Source organism: Longimicrobium sp. (genome assembly GCF_048594345.1).
In the GTDB taxonomy this organism is placed as follows: Bacteria; Gemmatimonadota; Gemmatimonadetes; order Longimicrobiales; family Longimicrobiaceae; genus Longimicrobium.
In genome coordinates this window covers 1-16,818 of sequence record NZ_JBMDXM010000138.1, presented here as the reverse complement: position 1 = coordinate 16,818, position 16,818 = coordinate 1, and the positions used below count along the sequence as shown (strand labels likewise).

Sequence of the window (16,818 nt, the reverse complement as noted above, 5' to 3'; positions counted from 1 at the left end):
GGACCTGCGGCGCGTCGCCAACCAGTACGTGCACCCCGAACGCGCGGTGGTGGTCGTGGTCGGTGACCGGCAGGTGGTGGAAGCCGCCGTCCGCGCCGCCAACGTGGGCCCGGTGGAGATCCGCGAGGTGACGGAGTTCGTGCGGTAGGACGGGTACGAAGGTACGAAGGTACGAAGGTACGAAGGTACGAAGGTACGAAGGTACGAAGGTACGAAGGTACGAGAGTACGAGAGTACGAGAGTACGAGAGTACGAGAGTACGAGAGTACGATGGGCGGGGGTCGCGCGGTTGGGCGGTCCCCGCCTTTTTTGGTCAGAGACGGGCCGGCTGCCGCGTTTGGATGGATCGTCGGTCCTTCGCCCACTCCGGCCCCCGCACGATCATGATCACTCGTTATCGATGGACCCCCCGCCCGCTCCCCGCGTTTCTGCTCACGCTCTTCGCCATCGCCGCGCCGTACGCCGCGCACGCGCAGACCGTGCAGGGGCGCGTGGTGGATGCCGCCACGCAGCAGCCCGTCGCCGGCGCCGAGATCGTGCTGGAAGACGCGGGGGGCGTGGCCGGTGCCGCCATCAGCCAGGCGGACGGCGGCTTTCGCGTCACCGCCCCCGCGGCGGGCGAGTACCGGCTTGTGGTGGACCAGCCCGGCTACGCGCTCATGGAGTCCGCGGGGGTGCGGCTGGCGGAGGGACAGGTGCTGCAGATGGACGTGCGCCTTGTCCCGGAGTCGCCGGCCGTCCCCGTCTCGGCGCGGCCCCAGGCTGCCGCGCCGCTGCCCGGCGCGGGGCGCGGGGTCGCCGGGCGTGTGGCTGAGGTGGGGAGCCGGCGGGCTGTCGCGGGCGCCACGGTGACGCTGCTGAACGAGCGCGGACAGGGCGTGGGGCGCGCGGTCACCGACGCGGAGGGCGGATTTCAGCTTCCGGTGCTCGCGCCGGGCCGGTTTCAGCTGCGCGCGGAGCGGGTTGGGTACCAGGCGTCCCTCTCGCAGCCCCTGACGATCGCCCCCAGCGACGCGGTGCAGGTGGAACTGTTCGTATCCACGGACGCCGTGGTGCTGGCGCCGCTCACGGTGGTTGCGTCGACGCGCGATGTGACGCGCAGTTCCCGGATGGCCGCGTTCGAATGGCGCCAGGAGCACCACCCCTGGGGCCGGTTCCTGGATCCCCAGCAGATTGCGCGCATCCGGCCGGTCCATGCCAGCGACATTCTGGCCCAGGTGCCCTTTGTGCGGATCTCCGGGAACCCTCCCGTGCGGCAGGCGACGATGCGCGGGCGCTTTGGCGACCGCTGCATGCCCACCATCTACGTGGACGGGCATCAGGTCCCGGCGCCGGCCGGCACCAACGATGCCCCGGACCGATCCTCGCCCGTGCTTGCGCCCTTTGCCCGGTCGTTCCCGACCAGTTCCCCGGCGGGTGCTTCAGACGCCGGTGTGAACCTGGATGAAATGGTGAGCGGCACCGACGTCGTGGCGGTGGAGGTGTACGACAAGCCGTTCGAAGCCCCGGCCGAGTTCGGCCCCTCCACCACGCAGATCAACTGCGGCGTCATCCTCGTCTGGACGCGCCAGCCCGGGCAGGCTGGCTGACGGGGTGAAGGTACGAAGGTACGAAGGTACGAAGGTACGAAGGTACGAAGGTACGAAGGGGCCGTCCGATCCGGGCGGCCCCGCGTGTATGTATGGTGGGAATGACCGGACTGGTGATGGAGAACGAACTCGGTTGATGAGGATGCGTGATCGCGCTCCAGAGCCCGATATTCTCACAGTGCCGCGGAATCCAGCCTCCAACTTTTCGAACCCGGACGCGGCATCCCGCCGGTCACGACGGTGCCGGACGATGCTTCCGGTTGCGGACGCACAGGTGCTTGGGGACGCCGCACACGGCCGGGCCGCCGAGTCCGCGCAGGCGGACTTTGTGTAGTTGTTGCCGCGAATTTATTCGCCCTTTGCGGCCGATTGCACGTTGCCAGCCCGGGCCGCACAACCATCATCCGCAGGCGGGCCGCACGTGCCTTACCTTCGCCGCCACCCCTGCTCCCTGATTGTCCCTCGTACACCACGATTGTACCATTTGATGGACATTCCGCTCGGCGGCTGTCCGTCATCCTATTCCTCAAGCGCCTGTGCCACAAAAACATACGTTCGATGCCCGACGTGGCGTCCATTTTGCGCGTTGTTTATCGCCGGATAGTTCATCTTCCGCCTCCTGCTCCGCACGACCATGTCCGATCATCGCCGACTCTTCGGCCTGACAATCCCCGCGCGCCGCGCGCTGATCCTCGCCCTTTTCGCCGCCGCGGCCCCGCACGCGGTGCATGCGCAGACGCTGCAGGGACGCGCCGTGGACCGCGCGACGCAGCAGCCCCTGGCCGACGCCGAGGTCACGCTGGTGGACGCGCAGGGCGAGGCCGCGGCCTCGGCGCGCAGCGGGGCGGACGGCAGCTTTCGCGTCACCGGCTCCGCGGCGGGCGCGTACCGGCTTACGGCGCGCAAGCTGGGCTACCAGACCATGCTTTCCAACGTGCTGCAGCTGGCGGAAGGCGAGGTGCTGCAGGTGGAAGCGCGGCTCACGCCGCAGGAGCCAGAAGCGGTCGCGGATGCGGGGGCGGCGGAGGGCGAGCGCGGCATCAGCGGCCGTGTGGCCGAGGAAGGGACGGGCCGCTCCGTCTCCGGCGTGTCCGTCACGCTGCTGAACGAGCGCGGGCAGAACATGGGGAGCGTGACCACGGACGGGGAGGGCAACTTCCACATTCCCGTGACCACGCCCGGCCGCTACTCGCTGCGCGCGCAGCGCATCGGATACCAGCGCTCCACCTCTTCCCCCATCACCGTGGTGCCCAGCGACGTGGTGCGGGTGGAACTGCTGGTCTCCACCGACGCGGTGGTGCTGGCGCCGCTCACCGTGGTGGCCGCCTCGCGAAGCGTGGTGCGCAATCCGCGGGTCGCGGCGTTCCAGTGGCGGCAGGAACACCACCCCTGGGGCCGATTCCTGGGGCCGGAGCAGATCGCGCGCATCCGTCCGTTCTACGCCACGGACGTGCTTCAGCAGGCGCCGGGGGTGCAGGTCATAGGGGGCGGGTTGAACCGGGTGCCCACCATGCGCGGCCGGTTTGGCGACCGCTGTGTCCCCACGTTCTACGTGGATGGGCACCGGTCCCTGGCCGGCAACGGGCTAGGGATCGACGACCTGGTGAACGGCTCCGACATCGCCGCCGTTGAGGTGTACGACAAGCCCTTCGAGGCGCCCGCGGAGTTCACACCGTCCATCGGGGAATCCACCATCAACTGCGGCGTAGTCGTCATCTGGACCCGCCCGCCAGGAGAGCGCGGCCGCTGAACGGGCAGGTAAGGCGAACTCCGGAGGCGCCGCACGGCTCCGCCGCTGTCCAAATCCCGCGGCGCGGCTGTCCGCATGAGTGGGCAGCCCGCTCGGGGCCAATCTCGTACCGATCCGCTAACGGATTGCGCTGCATCTGGATACGCAAACGGGGCGGCGTGGCGTCCATTTTGCCGCGTTTCACCGTCGGTCCGGTCCCGCACGTTCCCTTCTGCCTGCCCACGATCATGACGGATCGACACCTTTTCCTGGCCCGCACGCACCGCGCGCTGCTGTGCGCGGTTCTCCTCGCGGCCGCGCCACACACGGCGCAGGCGCAGACGCTGCAGGGCCGCGCCGTGGACCGCGAGACGCAGCAGCCCGTCGCCGGCGCCGAGATCACGCTGGTGGACGCGCAGGGCGAATCCGCCGGAACCGCCCGCAGCGGCGCGGACGGCAGCTTTCAGGTCGCGGGTACGGCGGCGGGCGAGTACCGGCTGGCGGCACGCAGTCCGGGGTACCAGGTGATGCTGTCCAGCGTGGTGCGGCTGGCGGAGGGCGAGGTGCTGCAGGTGGAGGCGCGCCTTACTCCGCAGCCGGCGGAAACCGCGGCGCTGCCCCGGGCGACGTCGCGCGGAATCACGGGCCGGGTGGTGGAGGCGGGGACCGGGCGCCCCGTGGGCAGCGCGGCGGTCACGCTGCTGAACGAGCGCGGCCACCACGTGGTCCAGGCCACGGCCGACGGCAACGGCAACTTTCACATCGCCGTGCCGCAGCCGGGCCGCATCCGGCTGCGCGCGGACCGCGTGGGCTACCAGCGCAGCACCTCCGAAGCCATTACCGTGGCGCCCGACGACACGGTGCGCGTGGAACTGCTGATGTCCACCGACGCCGTGGTCCTGGCGCCGCTCACCGTGGTAGCCGCGTCGCGCAGCGTGTCGCGCAACTCGCGGATGGCCTCGTTTCAGTGGCGCGCGGAGCACAACCCGTGGGGCCGGTTCGTGGGTCCGGAGCAGATCCGCCGCATCAACCCGATGTTCGCGACGGACATCCTGCAGCAGGTGCACGGCGTGCGGGTGGAGGGAAGCGGGCTGAACCGCTATCCCACCGTTCGAGGCCGGTTTGGCTCGCGCTGCGTTCCCACCTTTGTCGTGGATGGGCACCGGTCCTCGGGCATAAGCCTGGACGAGCTGGTGGGCGGCCCCGACATCGCCGCGATGGAGGTGTACGACCAGCCCTTCGAGGCGCCGCCGGAATTTCTTCCCGCGGGGAACCAGCTGGCCTGCGGCGTGATCGTGGTCTGGACCAAGCGCGCCACGCGGACCGGCGACTGAACGCATCGAAGTGCCGATGGGGAGCTGGAGAGGGGGGGGGCGGGGCCCCCCCCCGCCCCCCCCCCCCCCCCCCCCCCCCCCCCCCCCCACCGGCCTTGCTGCATCCACCCGCCGCACCTATTCTGTCCCGCTCAACCCGTACCCCTTAACCGTACACCGCGCACATGCCGGATCCGTTCGCGAGTGGTGGCCCCATGCTGCTGGCCGGCACGGCCAACCGCCCCCTCGCCGAAGAGATCGCCCGGGAGCTGGAGTACCCGCTGGGCGAGGTGACCATCAAGAAGTTCGCCGACGGCGAGATCTTTGTCCGCATCGACGAGAACGTCCGCGGACGCGACCTGTTCATCATCCAGAGCACCACCGCGCCGGGCGACAACATCATCGAGCTGCTGCTGCTGATCGATGCCGCCCGCCGCGCCTCGGCCGCGCGCATCCACGCCGTGGTGCCGTACTTCGGTTACGCGCGGCAGGACCGCAAGGACCAGCCGCGCGTGGCCATCGGCGCCAAGCTGATGGCCAACATGATCGTGAGCGCGGGGGCCGACCGGCTGCTGTCGGTGGATTTTCACCAGCACCAGATCCAGGGCTTCTTCGACATTCCCGTCGACCACCTGTACGCGTCGCCCGTGTTTACCCGCTACTTTCGCGAGAAGCGGCTGACCAACCTGGTGGTGATCTCGCCGGACGTGGGATCGGCCAAGATGGCGCGCGGGTTCGCCAAGCGGCTGGACGCCACCATGGGCATCATCGACAAGCGCCGCCCGGCCGCCAACGTGGCCGAGGTGATGAACGTGATCGGCGACGTGGAGGGCAAGGACTGCCTGCTCTCCGACGACATGATCGACACGGCGGGGACCATGGCCGAGGCGGCACACGCGCTCAAGAACCTGGGCGCCAACGACATCTACGCCTGCGCCACGCACGCGCTGCTCTCCGGACCGGCCGTGGAGCGGCTTTCCAAGGCGCCGTTCAAGGAGATCGTGGTCACCGACACGGTGCCGGTGCCGCGCGAAAAGCGCATCCCCACCCTCACCGTGCTTTCGGTGGGCGAGCTGGTTGGGCGCGCGATTCGCTACACGCACATGAACGAGTCGGTGAGCTCGCTGTTCGACTAGGATGGTTCGGGCCGGGCCGGGAAGGTGATGACGGGGAGCGGGACTGCCGGTGGCCGGATGGCTAGCGGGGCCGCTCCCGCAGACTGGAGGTACTGATGGCTTCATCCGCTACGTTGAAGGCCGCGCTTCGTTCCAGCGCGGGCAAGGGCACCGCGCGCAAGCTGCGCGCGGCGGGACAGGTTCCCGCCGTGCTTTACGGACATGGAGAAAAGCCGCGCCCGCTGGCGGTGAACGCGCACGAGCTGGGGCTGCTGATTGCCTCGGTGAACGTGGAAAACACGCTGGTGCGCCTGGACATCGACGGCGAGGGGCCGCAGGACGTGCTGCTGCGCGAGGTGCAGATGCACGCGTACAAGCCCGAGGCGCTGCACGTGGACTTCTTCCACGTTCACGGCGACGAGAAGCTGCACGTAAAGATCCCGGTTCGCCTTACCGGCACGCCGGTGGGTGTGCACACCGACGGCGGCATTCTGGACCACGTGCTGTATGATCTGGATGTGGAGTGCCTGCCGGGCAACATCCCGGACGGGGTGGAGATCGACGTGAGCAACCTGGCGCTGGGCGAGTCGGTGCGCGTGGGCGACATTCCGCCGCGCGAGGGCGTCAAGTTCCTGCAGGACGCGGAGCTGCCCATTGCGTCGGTGGTGGGATCGGCGGCGGCGGAGTCGGCGCTGGACGCCGACGCGACCCCCGCGGAGCCCGAGGTTCTGAAGGCCCGCAAGGGCGACGAGGACTGATTCGCGGGGTGCTGGAGCGCCTTCGGGCGCTCCTTTCCGCGACGGAGCGAGACGACGTGGCCGGGGCCAAGGTAATTGTCGGGCTGGGAAACCCCGGCCGCGAGTACGAACATACGCGCCACAACGCGGGGTGGTGGCTTCTGGATGCCCTGGCGCAGAGCTGGGGCATTCCCAAGTTCCGCGTGGAGAAGAACCAGGCCAACGCCACCACGCGGGTGGAGCCGTTCCAGGTTCGGCTCATCAAGCCGCTCACGTACATGAACCGCAGCGGCGGCGTGCTGGTGCCGCTCAAGCGCATGGGCGCCATGGACCTGACGCGCGACCTGTTGGTGGTGGTGGACGATGTGGCGCTGGACCCCGGCCGCGTGCGTTTTCGCCCCAGCGGCAGCGCCGGCGGGCACAACGGGCTCAAGTCCATCGAGCAGACGCTGGGCACGAAGGACTACCCGCGCCTGCGCCTGGGAGTGGGCCAGAAGCCCGAGGGGATGGATCTGGCCGCCTGGGTGCTGGGCGGCATGCCCAAATCCGACCGCAAGGCACTCGAAGAGCGCTTTCCCGACCTCATCCGCGCCGTAGAGATCTGGATGCGCGACGGGATCGAGGCGGCGATGGATGCGTGCAACAACTAGGTACGAAAGTACGATAGTACGAGGGTACGGAACCGTGTTGTGTGGTGACGCGTCGCACGGTGTGTCTGGCGATCGGTGTGAAGGGGTTTGTCGCGCGGGTGAGTGACGGGCGCGGCGCAGGCCTCTGCCCGGGCGATTGAAATCGCGGCTGCAACGGCACGAAGTCCGCCTGCGCGGACTGCACCCGCTGCATCGCGGCGCGTGGCGGCCATCCGGCGAGGCCGAGGATCGGGCAAACAGCGTCAACGTACTTTCGTACCCCGTACTTTCGTACCTTCGTACCTTCGTACCTTCGTACCGTCTTTCCACCCCCGCCGACCCCCGTTCCGCCGGCGTGGCGTCTTCCTTTCCGGCCCACTTCCTGCCCGTGGATGCCGCCGTGGACCTGACTCTCCTTACCGACTGGCTCTGGATCCTGGGCTTGCTGGGGCTCGGCGTCACCTACTTCATCTGGGACCGGCTGCGCAAGCTGCCCCCGGGGAACGAGGTGATGCGCGGGCTTGCCGCGCAGATCCAGTCCGGCGCGCTCGCCTTCGCGCGGCGCGTGGGCGTGGTGCTGGCCGCGTTCGTGGTCGCGGCGGCGATCCTTCTGTTCTTTGCGGCCGGGTTCCGGACGGCGGGGGCGTTCGTGGGCGGGGCGCTCTGCGCCATGCTGGCGGCGTTCAGCGGGTTGTTTGCCGCGGTGCGCGCCAACGTGCGCACGGCCGAGGCGGCGCGGTACCCCGGGCTTCCCGCGGGGCTGCGGACGGCGTTCAGCGGCGGCGCGGTGGCAGGGCTGGCCGTGGCGTCGCTGGCGGTGCTGGGGACGGGGCTGCTCTTCTTCATGGGGATCCGCCGGCCGGGGGTGTACGAGGAGATCCGCTTTCGTGAGTTCGCGGAGATCGTCAGCGGGTTCGCCATGGGGGCCAGCAGCATCGCCCTCTTTGCCCGCGTGGGCGGCGGCATCTTCAGCAAGGCCGCCGACATGGGTGCGGACCTGGTGGGGAAGACGGAGACCGGCATCCCCGAGGACGACGCCCGCAATCCGGCGACCATCGCCGACCTGGTGGGCGACTGCGCCGGCGACACTGCCGGGATGGGTGCCGACCTGTTTGAAAGCTGCGTCGCGGCCGTCATCGCCACCATCGCGGTGGGGATGACGGAGGCCACGCTGGGCGGCTACGAGAACCGCATCGCCGCCGTCTCGCTTCCCCTGTTCGCCATCGCGGTGGGGCTGATCGCCTCCATCGCCGGCGTCTACATCCTCCGCCACCTGAAGCCCGAAAGGCCCGCGCAGGCGCTGCGGACGGTGCAGCTGGCTTCGGCCGCCCTCTTCCTGCTGATCATGCTGGGCGTGGTGTACGCGCTGGGCTTCGACATGGCCGACGAGGCCACGGGGCGCGTGTACGGCTACTTTGGACCCTTCTGGGCGCTGCTGGCCGGCTCGGTGGCGGGCGTGGCGGTGGGCGCGGTGACGGCGGCGTTCACGGGGCCCGCGGCGGCGCGGCGCATCGCCGAGGCTTCGGCGACGGGGCCGGCGGCCAACGTGCTGGCGGGGATCTCGGCCGGCTTTCAGTCGTCCGTGCCCGCGCTGCTGGTGGTGTGCGCGGCCGTCGGCGTGTCGTACGCGGTTTCCGGGCTGTACGGGATCGCCGTGGCGGCGGTGGGAATGCTGGCGACGGTGGGGATCACCGTGACGGTGCACGCCTTTGGTCCCATCGCCGACAACGCGGGCGGCATCGTGCAGCTGGGCCACCTGGGGCCCGACGCGCGCCGGGTGACGGAGACGCTGCACACGGCGGGCAAGGAGTCCGGCTCCGTCATCACCGCCTTTTCCATCTGCTCGGCGGCGCTCACGGCGATCGCGTTGTACGCGGCGTACGCGTCGTGGGTGGGGCTGGAGGGGATCAACCTGATCGATCCCGTGGTGGTGATCGGCTTTCTGATCGGCGGCGTCATTCCGTTCGCGGTGGCGGCGCTGACCATCACGTCGGTGACCAAGGCGGCGGGGGCGGTGATGGCGGAGGTGCGGCGGCAGTTCACCGACACGCCGGGGATCATGGAGGGCACCGTGGCGCCGGATTCGGCGCGGACGGTGGACGTGGCCACCCGCTACGCGCTGCGCGAGATGATCGCGCCGGGGGTGCTGGCGGTGGCGGCGCCGGTGGCGGTGGGGGCGGGGCTGGGGGTGGAGGCGCTGGGCGGGATGCTGGCGGGCGCCACGGTGACGGGGGTGCTGCTGGCGCTGTTCATGGCCAATGCGGGGAGCGCGTGGGACATGGCCAAGCAGCAGATCGAGATGTCGCTGGCCGGCGGTGGTCGCGGCACCGACGCGCACCGCGCCGCCATCGTGGGCGACACCATCGGCGACCCGTTCAAGGACACCGCCGGCCCGTCGATGAACATCCTGATCAAGCTGATGAGCCTGGTGTCGCTGGCGCTGGTCCCCTGGCTGCTCAGCCTGCCCATCAACCGCGGCGCCGGCAGCCGCCAAGTGCTGGATCCGGAGAACATGGAAGCGATGCGGCAGGCCGTTTCCGCGTTCTTCGGTTGAGGTGCGCGGGATGCTCCGCCTCTGCGCCCTCGCGGCCGTGGCTGCTCTGCTGGCCGCCGCGCCCGCGTCTGCCCAGGCGCCTGCGGATGTCCCCGCCGCGTTCCGCCCGCGGCCACTGCCGGCGGAGCTGATCCCGGAAGCCGCCGTCTCGCCCCCCGTCGAGCTTTCCGTGGGCTCGGGGCGGCCGGTCTGGCTGCTGCCGGCGGTGGGGCTGGTGGCCGGGGCCGTCCTTTACCCCATGCTGGTGGATGGCGGCTGTGACGATAGGGACTGCATGCTCTACGTCCCCGAGCCGGTGACGGGGGCGATCATCGGGCTGCTGGGCGGGATCACCGTCGAGGTGGTTCTCATGGCCGTGGACGAGGCGAAAGACTCCGATCCCGCAGTGGCCGTACCGCCGGGCTGACTGCACGGTAACCGATAGATCGGCGTCGAGAGTTGCGGGAGGTATTCAGTGGCAAAGAAAGAACTCCGCACCGTAAAAAAGTCCAGCGATACGGGGCGCCTCAGCCGCGCGGAGGTCCGCTCCGCGGTGATTGCCGTACGTGACGAGCACAGGGCTCGAGGCCGCAGCGACGGCAGTATCCGCCAGAGCTTGGATCAGTCGTCGTTCGCTTCGACGACCGGCAGCCAGTCCTGATCTTACGCGACGGAACTGGAGGCCGGGCAGCTTGGCGCCGGGTCGCGCTCGCAACGTTGCATCGGTTACAGCTATTTCCCTTCCGCCGCAGATCACGATGGCTTCTTTCTTCTCCCGCACGCGCCGGTTCGGCTTCCTGGCGTTTTTCGTCCTGTTCACGAGTCCGCTGCACGCGCAGCAGGTGCGGAGGACCGCGGCGGTCGAGCGTCTCGCACCGCCACCGCCACCGCCGCCGCTGGGTGCCGTGCTGGTGCCGCCCGCCGCGGCGAGTGACGCGCGTCTCAGCGTTGCCGTGAAAGAGCGGCCGGTGTGGATGTTCCCCGCGATCGGTGCCGCGGCGGGGGCCCTGATCGGGCTGGCGGTGGGCGGCGGCTGCGGCGACAAAGACTGTACGGTCGACATTCCGCCGTCGCTGCTGGGCGCGGTGTACGGCGGCGTGATCGGGCTGGTGGTGGAGATCGCGATCTGATGATGGCCCGCCCGCCACGTCGCGGCGGCGGCGCGGGTTGACTGCATCCGCCGATGCGGCTACGTTTTCGGCACGGCCGGGCCCCTGTTGGGTGCCCGGCTCCTTCGTTTTTGGACGCTACTGAATCTCGGTCGATCGATATGCTCAAGCTGGGGATCGTAGGGCTGCCGAACGTGGGCAAGTCCACGCTGTTCAACGCGCTGACCGCGGCGGGCGCGGACGCGGCCAACTACCCGTTCTGCACGGTGGAGCCGAACGTGGGGATGGTAGAGGTGCCGGACCCGCGCGTGGACCTGCTCGCCGAAAAGGTGCAGCCGCAGCGGGTGCTGCGCGCCACCGTTCAGTTTGTCGACATCGCGGGGCTGGTCAAGGGCGCGTCGGAGGGCGAGGGGCTGGGCAACCAGTTCCTGGCCAACATCCGCGAAACCGACGCCGTCGTCCACGTGGTGCGCTGCTTCGACGATCCCGACGTGGTGCACGTGATGGGCGACGTTGACCCGGTGCGCGACCGCGAGGTTATCAACCTGGAACTGGCGCTAGCCGACCTTGCGGTGGTGGAGAAGCGGCTGGAGAAGTCCCGCAAGTCCGCCCGCGGCAACGACAAGGAGGCGCTGGCGGAGCTGGGCCTGCTGGAGCGGCTGGTGGAGACGCTGGGCGCCGGCGACCCGGCGCGCACCGTGCAGGCCAGCGACGACGAGCAGCGCATCCTTCGCTCGTACAACCTGCTGACGGCCAAGCCGGTGCTGTACCTGGCCAACGTGGCCGAGGACGACCTGCCGGAGGGCGACAACCCGCACGTCCGCGCGCTGCGCAAGGCGGTGGAGGAAAGCGGCGAGCAGGCCGAGATCATCCCCATCAGCAGCAAGATCGAAAGCGAGCTGGCGGAGCTTCCGGACGAGGAGAAGAAGGAGTTCCTGGAGTCGCTGGGCATCACCGAGCCCGGGCTGCACACGCTGATCCGCGCCGGCTACCGGCTGCTGGGGCTGCAGGTGTACTTCACGGCGGGCGAAAAGGAAGTGCGCGCCTGGGAGATCCCCGTCGGCGCCAAGGCGCCGGAGGCGGCGGGCGTCATCCACAGCGATTTCGAGCGCGGCTTCATCCGCGCCGAAACTGTGGCGTTCGCCGACTTCGAGAAGCTGGGGAGCGTAAAGGCCGCGCGCGAGCAGGGGCTGATGCGGTCGGAAGGCAAGGAGTACGTGGTTAAGGACGGGGACATCCTGCTCTTCCGCTTCAACGTCTGAGTCGCGGTACGAGGGTACGAAAGTACGAAAGTACGAAAGTACGAAAGTACGAAAGTACGAAAGTACGAACGGGGCCGCCTGCATCACGCGGGCGGCCCCGTTCTCGTCTGTCAGCAGGATCCGCAACGGAATGGGCTCACACGGAGTCAACGGAGATAACGGAGTTTTCTCGTGCCGTTTCCCCTGCTCTCGCGGTTCGAAGGCTGATTCGCGCCTGATCCGACGACGGAGGTGAAGCGCGTGCGCAGACCGCCGTCGCGCGCACGGGCCCGACGCGTTCGCAACGGAATCTACCCCGCGCACGGGTGGCGGCTTATCTTCGCGGGCCCACCCCGATTCCACGATTCAGGAACGCCCATGATGCGCAGGCTGCTCGTTCTGATGCCCTTGATCCTCGCCGCCGCGCCCGCCGCCGCCCAGCCTGCCTCCGGACGCCCGGTGGACTGGGAGGCGCTGCGGGGCGAGGCGGTGCAGATCCTTTCCGAGTACATCCGCATCAACACCACCAACGCGCCCGGCAACGAAAAGGCGGGCGCGGAGTACCTGGCGCGCATCCTGGAGCGCGAAGGAATCGAGGCGCAGATCCTGGACGAGGAGGTGCTGGGGGCCGGCCGCGCCAACCTGTACGCCCGGCTGCGCGGCGACGGATCGAAGCGGGCGATCGCGCTGGTGCACCACATGGACGTGGTGCCCGCCTCGCCGCAGCACTGGACGGTGGACCCGTTCGCCGGGCTGGTGCGCGACGGCTACGTGTGGGGGCGCGGCGCCATCGACATGAAGGGCGATGGCGTGGCGCACCTGATGGCCATGATCGCCCTCAAGCGCAGCGGCGTGCGGCTTACGCGCGACATCGTCTACATCGCCAACGCCGACGAGGAACTGGGTTCCACCGGCGCGGTGGCCTTCGTGGAGCGGCACGCGGACCTGCTGCGCGACGTGGAGTACCTGATCACCGAGGGCGGCGACATCCCGGTCGAGAACGGGCGGCTGCAGTTCTACGGCGTGGGCGTGGCGGAAAAGCGCACGCTGTGGCAGCGGCTGCGCGTGGCCGGCACGCCCAGCCACGCATCGCGCCCCACGCGCGAGAACCCGGTGCCGCGGCTGGTGGCCGCGCTGGCCCGCATCGCCCAGCACGAGACGCCGCTGGAGGTTACGGCGGGGGTGGACAAGTACTTCCGCGACATCTCGCGCAACTACCAGGGCCAGCAGCGCGCCTGGCTGGCGGACGTGCGCGCCGCGCTGGGGGACCCGGCCGCGCGCGAGTGGATTCTGAGCGACGTCTACTGGAACGCCATCCTGCGCAACACCATCTCGCTTACGGTGCTCACCGGCAGCAACAAGACCAACGTAATCCCCGCCGAGGCCGTCGCCGAGATCGACATCCGCCTGCTGCCCACGGCGAACCCGGATTCCGTGCTGGCCGCGCTCAAGGCCATCGCCGCCGATTCGGCCGTCACCTGGCAGACGCTCATGCCGCCCAAGGCGCCGCTGGAGAACCCGGTGGATACCGACCTCTTCCGCGCCATCGAGCGCGCCGCGCACGACCGCGATCCGGGCGCGCTGGTGACCACGCCCATGTTCACCGCCGCCAGCGACCGCCCCACCTACCGCCGGCTGGGGATCATCACCTACGGCCTGGACCCGTTCAAGGTAGAGAACGCCGAGCACCAGAAGATGATGCACGGCAACGACGAGCGCCTGAGCATCGAGAACCTTGGCTGGGGCACCCGGTTCATCTACGACATCCTTCGCTACGCGCAGTAACGCGGTACGAAGGTACGGGGTACGAGGGTACGAAGGTACGAAGGTACGAGGGTACGAAGGTACGAGGGTACGAGGGTACGAAGGTACGAAGGTACGAAGGTACGAAGGTACGAAGGTACGAGGGTACGAGGGTACGAACATCAAAGGGCCGTCCGCGGATCATGCGGACGGCCCTTCGTCGTGCGTCGGTCGATTCAGTGGATTGAAGGAAGACGATCCGCGCGGCTTGGCCGAACGGTGATGATGGATGTGCGGATCGCGCTCAAACCCGGCGGCACCACCGACAGCGCGTGCTTTACCTGCTCGGCCATCTCCGTTTCGCCGCCGTCCGCTTCGTAGATGGATGCGTGGCGCGTGGTGCGAAGCTCGTCGAAGACGCGCCCATGCGGCCGCGGGGCATCCTACAGCTTCTGGAGCGCATAGAAAGCAGTGTAGTGGTTCGCCGTGCTTTTTACCCGTAGCCCATGAGCGGCGAGGACGGTGATAGTCGCCTGAAGCGCCGCGGTGTACGCGCGCTGAAACGCGCCGTCGCTGGAGATCCCGGAAATGTGCGCGTCAGCATAGGAAGCAGCGGCTTTGTGCCAGAATGCAACCACGTCTTCGTCATCGAACTCAGCGCGTGCAAGACTACGCTCTTCGACCAGCCGATCGATGTCCTCCTGACTCATTCCGCCCCTTTCCGCGCAAGCAGCGTCTCATCGCCCACAAGCCACTTTTTTGGACCCGCGAGGACCGATCGAAGAAAGCCTCCCGTGCGCCGTGCCTCCAGCTTTTCACGCGTGTAGCGGCTGACGTTGACCTCGCGGTTCAACAACACGGATGCCTCCAGCGTTTCGCCTGCCAGAGCAATCCGCGTATCCATGTCCAGCGTCTCGCCAAGCACGAACACGTCGATGTCGCTGTTCTCGTGCATGTCGCCGCGAGCGCAGGATCCGTAGATGAACGCCGCGTCGATTCCGGGCACATCGGCAAGCGCCACGCGCAGCAACTCGGCAGGCTCGGCAAACTGGCGGACCATCTCGCGCAACACGGACCAGCGCGGGTGCCCCGTGACTGCCCGGTACCGCACAAGCCGGCCGTCGCGCTCACGCTGCACCATCCCCAGGCTCTGGAGCCGCGTCATCTCGTGCTGCAGCGACCGGCTCGACACGCCGGTCACCCGCTGGAGGGCGCGGAAGTGCAGCGCTGCATCCGGATGCAGCACGAAGTAGATCACCACGGCCGCCAGCGCTCGGGACGCCAGCACGGCCGCCAGTGAGTCATCCTGCCGGCGAGTTGCAGAGGGTTGGGTGTTCATGCACTACAATGTAGTGCAATCAAGGTTGACGAACAACGAGCCTGACTGTTGAGATCAGGTCGCCGGGCTGCGAGATTGCCGCCCCGGGAAGCATCTGCAACGACGGCGGACGGAAGACGATGAGCGACGAGAACGGGGCGGGGCAGCCGCTGGACCTGCTGCTGCGGCTGCTGGATCTGGAGCGGCTGGAGATGAACCTGTTTCGCGGGCAAAACCGAGACATCGGCTCGGGGCGGGTGTTCGGGGGGCAGGTGCTGGCGCAGTCGCTGGTGGCGGCGGGACGCACGGTACAGGGGCGGCAGGCGCACTCGCTGCACGGCTACTTCATGCTGCCGGGCGACGTGCGCACGCCCATCGTCTACCAGGTGGACCGTATCCGCGACGGGCAAAGCTTTACCACGCGCCGCGTGCTGGCCATCCAGGAGGGGCGCGAGATCTTCTCCATGCTCTGCTCCTTTCACGTGGACGAGCAGGGGATCGATCACGGCGCCGCGCCGCCTGAGGTGCCGGCGCCCGAGGCGCTTCCCCGCGAGCTGGACCTGGTGCGGGCGATGGCGGAGCGCATTCCCGAGCCCGTGCGCGACGTGTACACGCAGGACCGGCCCATCGACTTTCGCCCCGTGGCGCCGGTGGACCCGTTTGCGCCGCAGGTGCAGCCGCCGCTGAAGCACGTGTGGTTTCGCGCGGACGGCGAGATGCCCGACGAGCCGATCCTGCACCAGGCGGTGCTGGCGTACGCGTCGGACTACGGGCTGCTGGGCACGGCGCTGCTGCCGCACGGCCTGTCGTTTCTGATGCGCCGCGTGCAGGCCGCCAGCCTGGACCACGCCGTGTGGTTCCACCGCCCCTTTCGCGTGGACGAGTGGCTGCTGTATTCCACCGATGCCCCCGCCGCCGCCGGCGCGCGCGGCTTTACCCGCGGCTCCATCTTCACGCGCGAGGGGACGATGGTTGCCTCTACCGCGCAGGAGGGTCTGCTTCGCCTGGTCGCCAGAAAGCCAGCGGGCGAGTAATGGAGCCGTGTGGACCCGGAGCCGCGCGGCGCGCTGCGGCGGCCGCCGTTGTGCCGGTTCGATAAAAGACGTGCCTCACGCGGAGAGAGAGAAAAGGAGAGAGCGGTTCTCTCCGTGTCTCTTCATCTCTGCGTGAGGCGAGTTGTTGTGAGCCTGGCGGGGAGCGACGGTTCCCGCGGATGCGCGGTCATACCAAATCCGGAAAAAGAGTTTGCATTCAGTTGAGCGTTGAGGGCCACCAGTGGTAGAAGGTGAGCCCTCGCAGGAAGTCCTGCATCTCCGTCATCTGACAGCAGCGCCGGGCCAGCACATCTTCGAGTTCCTGGATGGACTCGAACCAGCGGTTCGCCAGCGGCTCGTTGCTGATCGGCCATAGCCGCTCCGTCGGCTGCAGTTCTGGCGAGTAGGGAGGCTGCTCGATAAGCGTGACGCCCGGTGGGGCGTGCACCTCGTCGGCCGTGTGCCACCCCGCGCCGTCCAGGACCAGCATCAAGCGCTTGCTCTCGTCAAAGCCCTGCTCTTCGATGAACGCGGCCAGCACCGACGCGAACACCGGCCCCGTCAGCTCGGGAACGATCCAGAACGACGTCCTCCCGCTCTCCGGGTGCACGAACGCCATCACGTACACCCACTGGTAGCGCGGCCGCACCACGGCTTTCGGACGCTTGCCGCGCGGTGCCCACACACGCCGCAGGATGGGAATGAGCCCGACGCGGTGCTCGTCCATG

General features: G+C 68.8%; 15 protein-coding genes. 12 read left to right on the top strand and 3 right to left on the bottom strand.

Features of this window, described 5'->3' with window-relative positions:
- Nucleotides 1-383 precede the first annotated feature (383 nt).
- The 11 genes from ACOJUJ_RS15485 (at nucleotide 384) to ACOJUJ_RS15435 (ending at nucleotide 13,780) form a co-directional block, all read left to right on the top strand.
- Complete coding sequence (locus ACOJUJ_RS15485; RefSeq protein WP_420127798.1) at nucleotides 384-1,589, top strand: carboxypeptidase regulatory-like domain-containing protein; 1,206 nt, start codon at nucleotides 384-386, stop codon at nucleotides 1,587-1,589.
- A 634-nt stretch (nucleotides 1,590-2,223) separates the two neighbouring features.
- Nucleotides 2,224-3,339 carry a carboxypeptidase regulatory-like domain-containing protein gene (locus ACOJUJ_RS15480; protein WP_420127797.1) on the top strand — a complete coding sequence of 372 codons (1,116 nt, stop codon included), beginning with the start codon at nucleotides 2,224-2,226 and terminating at the stop codon, nucleotides 3,337-3,339.
- A gap of 227 nt (nucleotides 3,340-3,566) precedes the next feature.
- Nucleotides 3,567-4,652 (top strand): carboxypeptidase regulatory-like domain-containing protein, encoded by a 1,086-nt coding sequence (locus ACOJUJ_RS15475; protein ID WP_420127796.1) that lies wholly within the window; start codon nucleotides 3,567-3,569, stop codon nucleotides 4,650-4,652.
- A gap of 164 nt (nucleotides 4,653-4,816) precedes the next feature.
- Nucleotides 4,817-5,767, top strand: coding sequence for a ribose-phosphate diphosphokinase (locus ACOJUJ_RS15470; protein WP_420127795.1), 951 nt, complete (start codon nucleotides 4,817-4,819; stop codon nucleotides 5,765-5,767).
- Nucleotides 5,768-5,862: 95 nt separating this feature from the next.
- On the top strand, nucleotides 5,863-6,504 hold the full coding sequence (locus ACOJUJ_RS15465) for a 50S ribosomal protein L25 (protein WP_420127794.1): 642 nt from the start codon (nucleotides 5,863-5,865) through the stop codon (nucleotides 6,502-6,504).
- 8 nt (nucleotides 6,505-6,512) lie between these two features.
- Nucleotides 6,513-7,133 carry an aminoacyl-tRNA hydrolase gene (gene pth, locus ACOJUJ_RS15460; RefSeq protein ID WP_420127793.1) on the top strand — a complete coding sequence of 207 codons (621 nt, stop codon included), beginning with the start codon at nucleotides 6,513-6,515 and terminating at the stop codon, nucleotides 7,131-7,133.
- Between the two features lie 379 nt (nucleotides 7,134-7,512).
- Nucleotides 7,513-9,666 carry a sodium-translocating pyrophosphatase gene (locus tag ACOJUJ_RS15455; protein ID WP_420127792.1) on the top strand — a complete coding sequence of 718 codons (2,154 nt, stop codon included), beginning with the start codon at nucleotides 7,513-7,515 and terminating at the stop codon, nucleotides 9,664-9,666.
- Between the two features lie 10 nt (nucleotides 9,667-9,676).
- Complete coding sequence (locus ACOJUJ_RS15450) at nucleotides 9,677-10,072, top strand: hypothetical protein (protein WP_420127791.1); 396 nt, start codon at nucleotides 9,677-9,679, stop codon at nucleotides 10,070-10,072.
- A gap of 331 nt (nucleotides 10,073-10,403) precedes the next feature.
- Nucleotides 10,404-10,775: a hypothetical protein gene (locus ACOJUJ_RS15445; RefSeq protein WP_420127790.1), complete on the top strand. Its 372-nt coding sequence runs from the start codon at nucleotides 10,404-10,406 to the stop codon at nucleotides 10,773-10,775.
- Nucleotides 10,776-10,915: 140 nt separating this feature from the next.
- The gene (ychF, locus tag ACOJUJ_RS15440) at nucleotides 10,916-12,016 is read left to right on the top strand and encodes a redox-regulated ATPase YchF (protein ID WP_420127789.1); all 1,101 of its coding nucleotides are present in this window, start codon (nucleotides 10,916-10,918) and stop codon (nucleotides 12,014-12,016) included.
- Between the two features lie 357 nt (nucleotides 12,017-12,373).
- Nucleotides 12,374-13,780 carry a M20/M25/M40 family metallo-hydrolase gene (locus ACOJUJ_RS15435; protein WP_420127788.1) on the top strand — a complete coding sequence of 469 codons (1,407 nt, stop codon included), beginning with the start codon at nucleotides 12,374-12,376 and terminating at the stop codon, nucleotides 13,778-13,780.
- A 401-nt stretch (nucleotides 13,781-14,181) separates the two neighbouring features.
- Here ACOJUJ_RS15435 and ACOJUJ_RS15430 read toward each other — a convergent pair whose 3' ends face one another.
- Both ACOJUJ_RS15430 and ACOJUJ_RS15425 read right to left on the bottom strand, forming a co-directional pair.
- Nucleotides 14,182-14,448, bottom strand: a complete 267-nt coding sequence (locus tag ACOJUJ_RS15430) for a hypothetical protein (protein WP_420127787.1) — start codon at nucleotides 14,446-14,448, stop codon at nucleotides 14,182-14,184.
- Complete coding sequence (locus ACOJUJ_RS15425; RefSeq protein WP_420127786.1) at nucleotides 14,445-15,077, bottom strand: nucleotidyltransferase domain-containing protein; 633 nt, start codon at nucleotides 15,075-15,077, stop codon at nucleotides 14,445-14,447. The genes ACOJUJ_RS15430 and ACOJUJ_RS15425 overlap by 4 nt, the downstream gene beginning before the upstream one ends.
- 119 nt (nucleotides 15,078-15,196) lie before the next feature.
- On the opposite strand from ACOJUJ_RS15425, the gene tesB reads away from it, so the two are divergent.
- The gene (gene tesB, locus ACOJUJ_RS15420) at nucleotides 15,197-16,090 is read left to right on the top strand and encodes an acyl-CoA thioesterase II (protein WP_420127785.1); all 894 of its coding nucleotides are present in this window, start codon (nucleotides 15,197-15,199) and stop codon (nucleotides 16,088-16,090) included.
- Between the two features lie 217 nt (nucleotides 16,091-16,307).
- On the opposite strand, the gene ACOJUJ_RS15415 is transcribed toward tesB, so the two are convergent.
- Nucleotides 16,308-16,818 (bottom strand): IS630 family transposase (locus tag ACOJUJ_RS15415; protein ID WP_420127784.1); only part of this gene is annotated, 511 nt, incomplete at its 5' end.